The 12818-nt window shown below is 64.0% G+C and carries 11 protein-coding genes, 2 tRNA genes and 1 pseudogene; 9 read left to right on the forward strand and 5 right to left on the reverse strand.

The annotated features are described in order from the left end of the window. Positions 1-46: 46 nt before the first annotated feature. Both rplM and rpsI read left to right on the forward strand, forming a co-directional pair. The gene (rplM, locus tag KWO_RS02415) at positions 47-475 is read left to right on the forward strand and encodes a 50S ribosomal protein L13 (protein ID WP_003483082.1); all 429 of its coding nucleotides are present in this window, start codon (positions 47-49) and stop codon (positions 473-475) included. Positions 476-478: 3 nt separating this feature from the next. After that, positions 479-871 carry a 30S ribosomal protein S9 gene (gene rpsI / locus KWO_RS02420; RefSeq protein ID WP_005990700.1) on the forward strand — a complete coding sequence of 131 codons (393 nt, stop codon included), beginning with the start codon at positions 479-481 and terminating at the stop codon, positions 869-871. Positions 872-1093: 222 nt separating this feature from the next. On the opposite strand, the gene KWO_RS02425 is transcribed toward rpsI, so the two are convergent. Continuing rightward, positions 1094-1167, reverse strand: a tRNA-Gln gene (locus tag KWO_RS02425). 53 nt (positions 1168-1220) lie between these two features. Beyond that, positions 1221-1297, reverse strand: a tRNA-Met gene (locus KWO_RS02430). Between the two features lie 118 nt (positions 1298-1415). On the opposite strand from KWO_RS02430, the gene KWO_RS02435 reads away from it, so the two are divergent. From KWO_RS02435 to bfr, 3 genes are all read left to right on the forward strand, one after another. Continuing rightward, the gene (locus KWO_RS02435; RefSeq protein WP_010368084.1) at positions 1416-2018 is read left to right on the forward strand and encodes an RNA pyrophosphohydrolase; all 603 of its coding nucleotides are present in this window, start codon (positions 1416-1418) and stop codon (positions 2016-2018) included. Between the two features lie 95 nt (positions 2019-2113). Continuing rightward, positions 2114-2323 carry a (2Fe-2S)-binding protein gene (locus KWO_RS02440; RefSeq protein WP_010368085.1) on the forward strand — a complete coding sequence of 70 codons (210 nt, stop codon included), beginning with the start codon at positions 2114-2116 and terminating at the stop codon, positions 2321-2323. A gap of 373 nt (positions 2324-2696) precedes the next feature. Beyond that, the gene (gene bfr, locus KWO_RS02445; protein WP_003483093.1) at positions 2697-3167 is read left to right on the forward strand and encodes a bacterioferritin; all 471 of its coding nucleotides are present in this window, start codon (positions 2697-2699) and stop codon (positions 3165-3167) included. Between the two features lie 601 nt (positions 3168-3768). Here the strand turns inward: bfr and KWO_RS02450 are convergent. From KWO_RS02450 to KWO_RS02460, 3 genes are read right to left on the reverse strand one after another with little or no spacing between them, the layout of a single operon-like run. Continuing rightward, positions 3769-6078 carry an ATP-binding protein gene (locus KWO_RS02450; RefSeq protein WP_010379441.1) on the reverse strand — a complete coding sequence of 770 codons (2310 nt, stop codon included), beginning with the start codon at positions 6076-6078 and terminating at the stop codon, positions 3769-3771. After that, the gene (locus KWO_RS02455; RefSeq protein ID WP_017112687.1) at positions 6079-8049 is read right to left on the reverse strand and encodes an EAL domain-containing protein; all 1971 of its coding nucleotides are present in this window, start codon (positions 8047-8049) and stop codon (positions 6079-6081) included. A gap of 38 nt (positions 8050-8087) precedes the next feature. Next, the gene (locus tag KWO_RS02460; protein WP_010368090.1) at positions 8088-8714 is read right to left on the reverse strand and encodes a DUF4126 domain-containing protein; all 627 of its coding nucleotides are present in this window, start codon (positions 8712-8714) and stop codon (positions 8088-8090) included. 140 nt (positions 8715-8854) lie between these two features. On the opposite strand from KWO_RS02460, the gene KWO_RS02465 reads away from it, so the two are divergent. From KWO_RS02465 to KWO_RS02490, 4 genes and pseudogenes are all read left to right on the forward strand, one after another. After that, complete coding sequence (locus tag KWO_RS02465; RefSeq protein WP_017112688.1) at positions 8855-9592, forward strand: DUF6776 family protein; 738 nt, start codon at positions 8855-8857, stop codon at positions 9590-9592. A gap of 3 nt (positions 9593-9595) precedes the next feature. Then, positions 9596-10045: a bactofilin family protein gene (locus KWO_RS02470; protein ID WP_010379445.1), complete on the forward strand. Its 450-nt coding sequence runs from the start codon at positions 9596-9598 to the stop codon at positions 10043-10045. Between the two features lie 72 nt (positions 10046-10117). Next, positions 10118-10504, forward strand: coding sequence for an iron-sulfur cluster insertion protein ErpA (gene erpA / locus KWO_RS02475; protein ID WP_010368095.1), 387 nt, complete (start codon positions 10118-10120; stop codon positions 10502-10504). Positions 10505-11441: 937 nt separating this feature from the next. After that, positions 11442-12709: pseudogene (locus KWO_RS02490) on the forward strand (lipase family protein). The last annotated feature ends 109 nt before the right edge of the window (positions 12710-12818 follow it).

A 12818-nucleotide genomic window follows, 5' to 3' on the forward strand; every position in this document is an offset into this window, starting at 1 on the left:
TGGTCATCGGCCGCTGCAATCCGCCCGACCACTCAAGAGTTTTCTCATGACTACGTTCACAGCCAAGTCCGAGACCGTCCAGCGCGACTGGTATCTCGTTGACGCCGCCGGCAAGACGCTCGGCCGTCTGTCCACCGAACTGGCCCGCCGCCTGCGCGGCAAGCACAAGCCGGTTTATACCCCTCACGTCGATACTGGCGATTACCTTGTGGTGATCAACGCCGAGAAGATCGTGGTTACGGGCAATAAGCTGAAAGACAAGAAGTATCACCGCTTCACCGGCTACATCGGTAATTTGAAAACCGAGAGCCTGGAGCAGGCGCTGCAGCGCCACCCGGAGCGCGTGATCGAAATCGCCGTCAAGGGCATGCTGCCGAAGGGCCCCCTGGGCCGCACCATGTACCGCAAGCTCAAGGTCTATTCGGGTGCCGAGCATCCGCATGCCGCCCAGCAGCCGCAAGTTCTGGATATCTAAATCATGGCTATCACGCAAAACTACGGCACTGGCCGCCGCAAGTCCTCCACCGCTCGCGTGTTCCTGCGCAAGGGTACCGGCAAAATCACCGTTAACGACCGTCCGCTGGACGAGTTCTTTGGTCGTGAGACTGCGCGCATGATCGTGCGCCAGCCGCTGGAACTGACCAAGAACACCGAAAGCTTCGACATCCTGGTCACCGCCTCCGGCGGCGGCACCACCGGTCAGGCCGGTGCGATCCGTCTGGGCATCGCCCGTGCGCTGGTCGAATACGACGAAACCCTGAAGTCCGAGTTGCGTAAGGCTGGCTTCATGACCCGCGACGCCCGTGAAGTCGAGCGTAAGAAGGTCGGTCTGCACAAGGCCCGTCGCGCTACCCAGTTCTCCAAGCGCTGATCCATCGCGTTTGGTGCGGCCCGGTTCGCCGGGGCGCCTGCTTCAAAAGCCCGGCCATGCCGGGCTTTTGTCGTTTTGGGGTTTGACGTCTGTGGTTTGCGCGCGCGGCAAAGGTTGCCCTGGAGGAGAAAGGCGAGATGCGCCTGGCTGCATGTACGCAATGCGTCGCTGCGAAACTTGGGCAACAAAAAAGGCCCGATCTTCGATCGGACCTCTTGTGTTTGGCTGCCCCGGATGGATTCGAACCACCGATGCCTGAGTCAGAGTCAGGTGCCTTACCGCTTGGCGACGGGGCAATAAAAACGTGTTGATTCAAGATTATCGCATGCCGGTGAGGGCGTGAATACCTTGGTGGCTATGGGTGGACTCGAACCACCGACCCCAGCATTATGAGTGCTGTGCTCTAACCGGCTGAGCTACATAGCCTAGGGAGCCGACAATTCTCACGATGCGCTGCAGTGTTGTCAAGTATTTCGTTTTCAGCTTGTGAGCCGGGCGTCGCCGTGGCAGAGTCGGTGACAGTAGATTTTCAGGAGTCCGCATCGTGATCGATCCGGACGGTTTCCGGCCAAACGTTGGCATCGTGCTGATGCGGCAGGACGGTCAGGTGTTCTGGGCACGACGTGTGCGCAGGGACGGCTGGCAGTTCCCGCAAGGTGGCATGAACACCGACGAGACCCCCGTTGAAGCCATGTACCGCGAGTTGCGCGAAGAAACCGGGTTGTTGCCCGAGCATGTGGAATTGCTCGGTGCCACGCCGGGGTGGCTACGCTATCGCCTGCCCAGCCGCGCGGTGCGCCGCAATGAGCGGCAGGTGTGTATCGGGCAGAAGCAGGTCTGGTTCCTGCTGCGTTTCACCGGCGACGAATCCCATCTCAAACTCGACCATACCGATACCCCGGAATTCGATCATTGGCGCTGGGTGGATTTTTGGTATCCGGTCGAGCACGTGGTGATGTTCAAGCGCGGCGTGTATGCCCGCGCGTTACGTCATCTGGCGCCGCTGGCGCAGAATCTGGCGGGCCCGGCGGCAGTCGGCGCGATGCCCGAACGTGCGCTGGAGGCGTGGTTGCCGGGCAGCAGCGCGGCCGGGCACGACAGCCCACGCAAGCGCCCACGCAAGCGCAGCGGGGCTCGGCCGATATGAATTAATAATGATTAACGTATGGAATTGACACCTATTCTCGTTTGCGGTGCAATTAGTGCCGGTCCTTTCCGGATCGCCAACACCTAACCGATACCGTGTACGTCTGCATCTGTAATGGGGTCACCGACCACCAGATCCGCGAAGCGGCCGAGAATGGCTGCGCCAGCCTTGCCGAACTGACCATGCGCACCGGCTGCGGGTCCAATTGCGGCTCGTGTCTCGAGATGGCGGGCGATTTGTTGAATCAGGTACACGCCACCCGCGCGTTGCCGTTGCCCCTGTTGGGACTGGCCAGCGCTGCATGATGTAAGCCGTCCGGGTCTGCAGGGCCCGACCATGGCTTTCATGTGTTTCCTCAGCGATACCTAACGCGGCGCGCAGCTGCGTTGCCCCGAGTGCAAGTGGTGTCCCTCCGTCATTGGAGCAGCCATGCAGCTGCGAGGCTTTTCGCGGGCGGACTGCAACACCGCGCGCGCTGGCGCCGCAGCTGGCGTTGGCCGGCAAGATTACAGCCGGTTCGTCGGCCGATTTGTCGGCGGATATCTGGCAGCTTTGAATAATTTTGATGCTGGCGTCTCCGTCTCGCGAAGCGTCCCGCAACTGATCACGATTCGCGTTCCTTCATGCCTTGCGCCAACGCGTTAGAGTGCGGCCGGCTCACTGTCTCGGAGACATCGCATGAAGGGCGATACCAAAGTCATCGAGTACCTCAACAAGGTGCTCTACAACGAACTCACTGCGATCAACCAGTACTTCCTGCACGCCAAGATGCTGAAGAACTGGGGCCTGAAAGAACTGGCCGAGCATGAGTACAAAGAATCTATCGACGAAATGAAGCATGCGGACAAGCTGTCCGACCGCATCCTGTTTCTCGAGGGGCTGCCCAATTTTCAGGCGCTGGGCAAGCTGCGCATCGGCGAGAACCCGACCGAGATGTTCCGCTGCGATCTGACCCTGGAGCGCGAGGCCGTTGTCGTGCTGCGCGAGGCAGTGGCTTATGCGGAGACCGTCAAGGACTACGTGAGCCGCCAGTTGTTGGTGGACATCCTGGAGTCGGAAGAAGAGCACATCGACTGGCTGGAAACCCAGCTGGATCTGGTGGCGCGCATCGGCGAGCCGAATTATCTGCTGACCAAGCTGGACGACTAAACGCGCGTCTGGCCGGGTGATTGTTTGGCCCTGACCTGCTGGCGCGGGTTGTCTACTGGTTGGTGTTTTCAGCGATTGTTTGCTGATGATGTGTCTTGCAGCTTTGGCTGCCTGGTGAGAGTGCGTGGCTTCGCCCGTACCCTCACCCCAAGCCCTCTCCCGTAGGAGAGGGGCTCTAGCCTCGTTCCGAGGCTCAAGAGGCTTGAGCGTCCTCCTGCATGAGCGGGCATTGAGCGTCAGAGCGATTAAGCATCGCGTTGACGACTTGCAGATGCTCGGTACATAGCTTTCAGGCGGTCTGCACATAGCTGTCGGCGCCTGCCTGATGATCCGTGCTCGATGCTCATCAATCATGTTGGTGACGGCCTGCAAGCGCGCTACGGCCTCCCCATGCGACCACGCGCCGTAAAGATGCGGCGATGATCCTGGGCGCGCTCACCGAGCGATCAAGGCAGCCATGACCGAGTAGCGTTCGTGGTCAGGACGGCTCTGCCCGAGTGCGTTCGCGGTCGGAGCGGGGTCGGAGTGGCTATTGCCAAGGCACGTTCGATGCGGATGGTGGCGCCGCGCCGTTGTCGCCGCTTCGATAGCGCTTCTTCGATTACGGATTTGTCGTGTTGGCGGCGGCTTGCAGGTGGGCGACTTGGCCTAGCAGCGCCAGGCGCGCGCGCGCGTATTCGGCGATGACCAGGGCGACCATGGCCGAGGGGCGTTCGATGGTGCCGGTGCGGGCGGCCAGTTCGATACGCCGTGCCGCGTTGGACACGGCCTGGGCGCCGACGTTGGCGCTGGAGGACTTGAGGGTATGGGCGAGGTCGCGCAGCTGCATGCTGTCGCGATTGGCTGCGGCCGCTTCCAGTTGTTCGATGATGAGCGGGGCGTCTTCCAGGAACAGCTGCAGGATGGTGATGGTGTCAGCGCCGGCCACTTCGTACAGCTCGTCGATGACGCTGTTGTCCAGGATCGGCAATGCGCGTGCCTGCGCACCGGCGCTGGCGCTTTCGGGGGCATGTGTGGCCTGGCCGGTGGTGCTTTGGCCGGGCAGCAGCGCCTGACGCGGCAGCCAGCGTTGCAGGCAGGCGTCGAGCTGTTCGCGTGCGACCGGCTTGGACAGATAGTCGTCCATGCCGGCGGCCAGGCAGCGTTCGCGGTCGCCGGCCATGGCGTTGGCGGTCATCGCCACGATCGGAATCGGGCGCCCGCCGCTTTCGGTTTCCAAGGCGCGCCAGTGGCGGGTGGCGGCGTAGCCGTCCAGCACCGGCATCTGGCAATCCATGAAGATCATGTCGTAGCGGGTGGATTCCATGCGGCTCAGCGCGGCTTCGCCGTCCGTGGCTGTGTCGGCCTCGAAGCCAAGCACGGCCAGCAGCTTCTGCGCGACCAGCAGGTTCACCGGGTTGTCTTCGACCAGCAGGATGCGCATTTCGCGCGCGTTGGCCACTGGCGGCGGCAACGGCTCGGGAATCATCGCCGTGGCCAGCGTGGCGGTGTGGCCGGGCTTGGGATCGGCCGGCCACACCAGGGCGCGCAGGGTTTCGTCCGGGCTCTGACGCGGCACAAGAGTGGCGTGATCCTGCAATTCGGCCGGCACCGGCTCTTCGCCGTACAGCCAGATCAGCCGCGCGCTGTTGGCGTCTCCCGGGCGGGCGAGTGCGCGGTGCACAGCGCGTGCGCTGTAGCGCAGTGTGTCGTGGTCGGCGATGACGCAGCGGAAGCCCTCTGTGTCACTTTGGCGGCGCACGCGTTCGAGCGCTTCCTGGGTGGTTTCCATCAGCACATGCGATACGCCCCAACTATCGAGCAGGCGCTTGAGACGTTGCGACAGGCGCGCATCGGAGCTGATCACCATCACCCGCGCGGCGTCGGCGCCGGTGGCCTGCTGCAGGTCGCCGATAACCTTGAGTAGCGGAATTTCAAACCAGAAGGTGGAGCCGCGCCCGGGTTCAGATTCTACCCCGATGCGGCCGCCCATCAGATCAATGATGCGTTTGCAGATCGCCAGGCCCAACCCGGTGCCGCCGTACAGCCGCGTGGTGGAAGCATCGGCCTGTGCGAAGGAGCGAAACAGGCGCGCCTGCTGGTCCGGGGCGATGCCGATCCCGGTGTCGCGCACCTGGAAGCGCAGCAGATGTTGGGCACGGGTTTCGCCCAGGCGACGCAGCTGGATGTCGACGCTGCCGCGTTCGGTGAACTTGATGGCGTTGCCGATCAGGTTGCCCAGCACCTGGCGCAGGCGGATCGGGTCGCCGCGCACCAGCAGGCGCACTGACGGTTCGATATCCAGGCTTAGCCGCAACTGACGGCCTTCTGCGGTGCGCTGCAGCAGTTGCACGACGCCGTCGAGCAGTTCGCGCAGGTTGAAGGTGGTGATTTCCAGTTCGAGCTTGTTGGCTTCGAGTTTGGAGTAATCGAGGATGTCGTCGACGATGCGCAGCAGCTGCAACGAGCTGCCAGTGGCGGTCTGCAGCATGTCGCGTTGGTCCAGGCTCAGCTGGCCGCTGGAGATCAGCTCCAGCATCGGAATGATGCCGTTGAGCGGGGTGCGGATCTCGTGGCTCATGGTCGCCAGGAATTCCCCTTTGGCCAGCGTGGCGGCTTCGGCAGTCTGTTTGGCGCGCAACAGCTCCTGTTCGAGTTCGCCGTGGCGCTGCAGCTCCTGCTGCAAGCGTTCGCGGGCCAGCTCAGACTCTTCCAGGCGTTGCGCCAAGGCGTGCTGCGCACGTGCGGCCCGGTAGGCGCCGGCTGCAGCGCAAATGCCGCACACCACTGCCAGTACTGCCGACACCGCGGTGGCCGCGCGCCAGGGGCCTTGCAGCGAAGACCGCTGCAGGGCTGCACCTAGCGCTGCAGCGAGCGCCGCCAGTGTTGCCGCGATGCTCCAGGCGCGGAGGCCCCCTGCCTGCACTGTCACTCAGAGCACCGCGCTCGTGAAATCGAAGTTCAGTTCCTTGCCGACCGTCTGCACCAGGTTGCCCTGGATGAAATCCACACCGCTCATCCACATCGCAGCCGCTGCCTGCGGGTCTTCGATGCGTTGGCCGATGATGAGCAGGCCGCGCTGGTGGGCGATGTCGATCACGCCGCGCAATTCGTCGCGCACCGCCGCGTTGCCATGGGCATCGGCGAAGCGGTGGGCCATGCGCACGAAGCTCAGTGGCAACTGGGCCAGCAGCGCGTTGGCTTCGTCGCCGGGTTCGAACTGGCTCAGGCAGAACTGAACGCCGGCCGGCATCAACTTGGCGCAGAACTGCTGCACGGTGACGGCATGGATCAGCGCATCGTCCAGGCGCAGATCCACGATCAGGGACTGCCCGGCCACGCCGCGTTCCACCAGAGCCTTGAGCAGCCAATCGGCGAAGGCGTCACGGGCCAGCGTGCGCGGTGACTGCGATACGAACAGGCGCAGCGGCGGGCTGGCGTGCTGGTACAGATGCAGCAAGCCCAGCGCGTGGTCCATGACCTGCTGGTCCAGATCGGCGATGCGCCCGGCCGCTTCGGCGGCAGGAATGACCAGGCCCGCCGACAGCAGGGTGCCGTCGGCCTGGCGCAGACGCAGCAGCACCTGGTATTGCGCGGTGTCGCCGCCGGCCACGGCCACGATCGGTTGATAGGCCAGTTCTAGTTGGCCTTCGACCAGCCGCAGTTGCTCCTGCTGTTCGGCCTGGCTGGGTGCCAGATAGGTCTGCACGCCCTCGCTGCGCAGGCGTGCCTGCAGCGCGGTGCGTTCGACCGCTTCCAGCGCGCTGCCGGTGTCGTCGAAACCCAAGCCCAGCGCTGCCACGCCGATGGCACAGCGCACGTGCACGGATTCTTCTTCGCGCACCGGGAAAGCGTTGGCGGACAAGCGCTGGCGGATCTCCAGCGCCTGTTGTTCCAGACTGGCTTCGGGCATGTCCACGGCCAGCAGCAGGAAGCTGTTGTCGTTCAAGCGCGCCAGCGGGTAGGGCTGAGCGGCGCTAGCCAGGCGGTGCCCGGCCTGGGTCATCAGGCGCTCGTAGGCGGCGTAGCCATAGCGTTCGCGCAGGCCGAGCGCACTGGCGATCTCGATGAAGAACAGGCCGCCGGACTGCTTGCGCTCCAGCGCATCGGCGAGCAGGTCCATCACGTGGCCGCGCGTGGGCAGACCGGTTTCCGGATTGCTGCGCACACTGACCTGTTCGCCGGCTAGCTGCAGCGCCTGTTGGCGTGCGCGGCGGATGCGATTGGACACCGCAGCGATCAGATGGCGCGGGCGAATTGGTTTGGTGAGGAAGTCGTCGGCGCCGCTGTCGAGCACTTCGAACTGGCGCTCCGGGTCCGGGTCGCCGGTGAGGAACACGATTGGCAGCAACTGCTGACCGGGCTGCTGGCGGATCAGCGTGGTCAGGCGGATGCCGTCCAGTTCGGGCATGTGCAGGTCCATCAGGATCAGATCCGGGTGATAGTCCTGGATCGCCTGCGGCACGCTGGCGGCAGTCATTTCGACCTGCGCGTGCATGCCGGCACCGTGCAGCACGCTCTGCGCGAACAAGGCCTGGGAGCGATCGTCTTCGACGATGAGCACACGATATGGCGCATCGGCCGCAATGTTGTCGTCGCCTTCGCGCGCCGCGGCTGCGGAGGTCGGCGGTGCAGCGAACGCCGATGCCGATGCGGCACGCGCGCTGCTAACGGCGGCTGCCGGGCGCAGCGCGGCCACGGGGGCAGCCGAACTTGGCGCAGCTGCAGGGGCTGGCGCAGGAATGATCGCTGCGCTCACCGGCGCGGCGTCGTCAGACGTCGCGGCAGCCTCATCGGCCCAGCGACGCCAGTGGTCGGCCGGCGGGGTCTCGGCGCGCAGTGCACGATTACGCGTGGCGGTATCGTCACGTGTGGTGGAAACAACCGGATCTCGGGCGGCCATCGATATTCCCTACAGTAACTGTGATTATGCGATGAACTTCACCGTAGCGGGGAGCTGCGTGCAGCCGGCGTGGCGGTAGAGCGCATCGGCGCGACCAGCCGGCGCATGCCCCGCCATAGCAAGCGCCAGACCCACCACACCACCAGCGCCGCCAGCAGGCTGGAACCCACCGCAACACTCAGTGCCAGCCACGGGTGCGCCAACGCCAGTGCCAATGCCGTGGTGGCGACGGTGTCTTCGGCCAGCGAGGCGACCCAGTTGCTGGCCGGCTCGGGTGAGGTGTTGAGCAATACGCGGGTTCCGGCCTTGAGCGTGTGGCTGGTGAGCGCCACGCCGGCGCCGGCCGCCAGGGCGCCGGCACCCAGATCGCCGTCGGGCGAGAGGGTGGCCGCGGCCAGGAAGGCGCCGGCCGGCACGCGCGCCAGCGTCTGCAGCAGGTCCCAGCCCGAATCCACGCCCGGGATCTTGTCGGCGAAGAATTCGGCCACTGCCAGCGCGCCGGAGGTGCCCAGCACCCACCACGACTGCGCCGGATGCAGCGCCGGCGGCAAGTCGATCCAGCCCAGCAGGCCGGCCAGGCCGACGCCGAACACGGTGAGATAGACCCGGATGCCGGCCAGCCAGGCCAGCAGAATGCCGATCACGAACAGATGCGCTTCGCTCATGGCGTGGTTCCCTGCAAACAATTGCAGAACTATCGCAGAACTTTGGGATAACCGCCGGGCCAGCGCCAGCGCGACGATTGTCGGGGCTCTGGCACACTACGCCGCCGATGATTGCGCCGGCCCGTCCGGACCCGATGCCCATGAGACCAGCCGCACGCGTGCAGATCGTCCAACGTGACTCCGGCGGTGGCCGTCCCGGTGGCCGCTGGCTGTGGCTGGTGGTCGCCGTCGTCTGGCTGGCCTCGCTGGGCGGGGTGTGGTGGATGGCCACGCGCACCGCCGCCCCGCGCTTGGTGGAGGCCGAGGCTGCGCTGCGGCAGGCGCAACGCAGCCAGGCTCAGCAGCGTCGGCAGATCGAGCAGTTGCAGCAGCGTCAGGTCAATCTGGCGATGTCGGACAAGATCAGCCGCGCGGCCAATACCGAAGTGCAGGCCTCGCTGGCCGAGCGCGACGAGCAGATCGCCGCATTGCGTGCCGACGTGGCCTTCTACGAGCGCTTGGTGGGCTCCACAGCGCAGCGTAAGGGGCTCAACGCACACTCGGTGCAGTTCACTGCCGAAGCCGGCGGCACTTGGAATTACAGCGTGGTGCTCACCCAGAACCTCAACCGTGGCGCGATCAGCCAGGGCCAGCTGCGCTTTGCGGTAGAAGGCGTGCGCGCCGGCAAGCTGCTGACGGTGAGCTGGAACGAGCTGCACCAGAGGCCCGATGCCGCCGGGCAGCCGTATTCCTTTCGCTATTTCCAGCAACTGGACGGTAGCGTGATCCTGCCGAAGGATTTCACCCCGCAACGTGTCAAAATCTCCCTGAGCGGTGATGGGGCGCCGGTCAATCAGACATTCGATTGGAAAGTCGCCGGCAATGGCGCGGGGGAGTAGCTCATGTTCGGAAACAAGTCCAACCGTGGTGCACAGACCGTGGTCGATACCTTGATCGGACCGCAGGTCGTCATCCGCGGCGACCTGATGTTCAGCGGCGGCCTGTATGTGGAAGGCCGCGTCCTGGGCAAGGTGATTGCCGAAGAAGGTGCCAGCGCCACCTTGACGGTGGCCGAGCAGGGCAGCATCGAGGGCGAAGTGCGCGCGCCGGTGGTCATCATCAACGGCCAGCTGATCGGTGATGTGCATGCCGCTGAGCGGGTCGAACTGGCCGCCAATGCGCGCGTGCAGGGCAATGTGCATTACCAAGTGGTGGAAATGAGCGCCGGTGCGCAGCTCACCGGGCGGCTGATCCACGCCGCCAGCGCAGGCGCAACCGCGGCTCTGCCGGCGCCGGAAGCCAGCCGTGCCGAGCCGGTCAAGGCACTGCAGGCCGAAACCGCCGACGTCTGAGTGCGGCGTGCGCGGTGAACGCCAGCGCAGCCGCGACTTGAAGTGGGGCCGTCTGGCCCCCATGCTGACGCCATGAGTACGCTCGTTTCGCTTCCCACCGCCGCCCCGGTACCGGACTACCAATCCATCGACCGGCCACTGAACTTTTCCGTGGCCGCCGCCGCCAAGGTGCGCGAGCTGATCCAGGAAGAAGGCAATGCCGACCTGGCACTGCGCGTGTACATCCAGGGCGGCGGGTGTTCCGGTTTCCAGTACGGCTTCGAGTTCGACGAGAACCGTGCCGAGGATGACCTTGCCGTGGCCACCGATGGCGTGACGCTGCTGGTCGATCCGCTAAGCCTGCAATACCTGATGGGCGCCGAGGTGGATTACACCGAAAGCCTGACCGGCGCGCAGTTTGTGATCCGCAATCCTAATGCGAAGACCACGTGCGGGTGCGGGAGCAGTTTCAGCGTCTGATCGTGTGGATGCGTGCTGATTGCTGGCGTGTAGTGCGTGTCCCGGTAAGGCGCCTGTTGCGATGACAGCTTGGTTCTTGCGCGTGAGATCGAGCGCTTCGTACTCGCGCGCGCTGCGCTCCTTGAAACATTCAACGCGTGCCGATGAGGCGTGCCGGGCAGTAGGTGGTGTGACGTGTTTGCGTTAGGTCGCTTGCCGCGCTGTGCTTGCTGATGGTGCTGCGTTTGCTGCTGGTGACGTATCGCGCGTTTGGCCGATGCAGCTCGATGGACGACTGCAGACTGCCTTCACGATCAGGCTGCCGACGCGACCTGCTTATTGCGTAAACGCCGCTACTGCTCAGACATGCGTTCGAGTGCTTCAACTGTCGATAATTCCACGGCAATCCTTCAATGCGATGACCGCAATGTGCGCCACATAAAGCGCGCAAGCAGCGATCCCTGCGCGCAGTTGAGGCAGATGGTCTGCGCCACGCGCAGCGCTTTAGCCATCTTCTACATGATGGTAGGAATGCAGCGTGTGCTGTCTATCGAGGGCCTGAGACGCAGCTGATTGCTTGGTTTTTGCGCGGCGTGAGCCACCCCTGCGTGCATTTAACGCGCCGCTAATATCTGCGTGTTGCAGCTTTCGCGGCGCGCGCGCCGGCTTCGTGCGTGCGCGGTGGTGCGTAGAGCGAGATGACCATACTGCGTGCGTGTTCACCGCTGGCGTCACGATATGCGCGTTTTATCCAGACAGTGCCGCTTGTCCATGCTGATGCCCTTCGGCCGGACGCGATGCTATGACGACCGCGCATGCCATGCATTGCGTCGATTCCAAGCGGTGGCGCAGTGACCGCTCCTACTTCTCTCGCACGTCGATCGGGCAACTGCTGCCGATCTTGCGTTGCGTGAGTGTTTTTTGCCTATTTCGTCCTTACCATAAGAGAGCATCACCCATGTTGCAGATCAACTCCCGATCGGCGTTTGGCCTGGCCGCCATGTTGGGCATCGCCAGCACCGTGCTCGCACCCAGCGCGCAGGCCGCGCCCGCACGCGGCACCGTGCTCACCAGCAGTTTCCTGACCAGTTATACCCGTGATGCGATCAGCGCAATGCTTGCCTCCGACTCGCAGCCAGAGCAGGCCAAATGTAATGTCCGTGTTGCTGAATTCACCTATGCAACCGTTGGTGTCGAAGGCGAACCCGCCACTGCATCTGGCGTGCTGCTGATTCCGGGTGGCGAGCGCTGCGCCGGGCCGTATCCGTTGCTCGGTTGGGGACGTCCAACGGAGACGGTTCGCGCGGAGGAGCAGGCCAAGGACATCCGCGATGCCAAGGGCAACGACCCGCTGGTTACGCGGCTCGCCAGCCAGGGGTATGTCGTGGTCAGCAGCGACTATCTGGGGCTTGGTAAGTCTAACTACGGTTATCACCCGTACCTGCACAGCGCGACCGAGGCGAGTGCGACCATCGATGCGATGCGATGCGTGCAGCGCGCAGCGTATTGCAGCGGTTGAACACGCCGCTTTCGGGCAAGGTCATGCTGTCGGGTTATTCGCAGGGCGGCCATACGGCGATGGCCACACAGCGTGAGATAGAAGCGCACCTGTCCAAGGAATTCCAGCTGGTGGCCAGCGCGCCGATCTCCGGGCCTTACGCGCTGCAGCAGACATTTTTGGACAGCTGGAGCGGCAGCAACGCGGTAGGCGAAAGCAGCTTCGGCATCATTCTGGGCAGCTATGCCATCGTCGCGATGCAGCACACTTACAAGAATATCTATCTGTCGCCCGGACAGGTGTTTCAAGACCCGTGGGCCGCCAAAGTGGAGCCCTTGTTCCCGGGCAAGCAAAGCCTGACAGATCTGTTCCTCGGCGACACCTTGCCCGGCATCGATCAAATTAAGGCGTATTTCCAGCCTGGCTTCTACCGCGACTTTGCCAGCAATCCCGCCAACCCGTTCCGTCAGGATCTGGCGCGCAACGATCTGCTGGCGTGGACGCCGCACACCCCGACATTGCTGTGCGGTTCGTCCAACGATGCCACCATTCCGCTCAAGAATGCGCAGACCGCCATCGCCAGCTTCAAGCGGCGTGGTAGCAACCAGGTGGCGTTGGTGGATATCGGCACCGGCAACTCCAGCGACAACTCGGCCTTCGACCATCTGTTGACGAACGAACCGTGCATCGTGGCGGTGCGGCATCAGTTGCTGGACAAGCAACGCTGACGCCAGGGTTATTGTTGACGCTGCCTTAGGTTTTGCAGGTGCGGGCGTATCGAGCGCCCGCACCTGCATGGTTCGTCGCTGCTCTTGCGTCAATGCATTCCCGATGACC

It is taken from the genome of Xanthomonas vasicola pv. musacearum NCPPB 4379, assembly GCF_000277895.2.
In the GTDB taxonomy this organism is placed as follows: Bacteria; Pseudomonadota; Gammaproteobacteria; order Xanthomonadales; family Xanthomonadaceae; genus Xanthomonas; species Xanthomonas vasicola.

Excerpts from the sequence above, each read along its gene's own strand:
- bfr (WP_003483093.1), top strand. The coding sequence starts at position 2,697 with ATGAAGGGCGATACCAAAGTCATCGAGTACCTCAACAAGGTGCTCTAC.
- erpA (WP_010368095.1), top strand. The coding sequence starts at position 10,118 with ATGAGTACGCTCGTTTCGCTTCCCACCGCCGCCCCGGTACCGGACTAC.
- KWO_RS02465 (WP_017112688.1), top strand. The coding sequence starts at position 8,855 with ATGAGACCAGCCGCACGCGTGCAGATCGTCCAACGTGACTCCGGCGGT.
- KWO_RS02455 (WP_017112687.1), bottom strand. The coding sequence starts at position 8,049 with ATGGCCGCCCGAGATCCGGTTGTTTCCACCACACGTGACGATACCGCC.
- rpsI (WP_005990700.1), top strand. The coding sequence starts at position 479 with ATGGCTATCACGCAAAACTACGGCACTGGCCGCCGCAAGTCCTCCACC.
- rplM (WP_003483082.1), top strand. The coding sequence starts at position 47 with ATGACTACGTTCACAGCCAAGTCCGAGACCGTCCAGCGCGACTGGTAT.
- KWO_RS02460 (WP_010368090.1), bottom strand. The coding sequence starts at position 8,714 with ATGAGCGAAGCGCATCTGTTCGTGATCGGCATTCTGCTGGCCTGGCTG.
- KWO_RS02470 (WP_010379445.1), top strand. The coding sequence starts at position 9,596 with ATGTTCGGAAACAAGTCCAACCGTGGTGCACAGACCGTGGTCGATACC.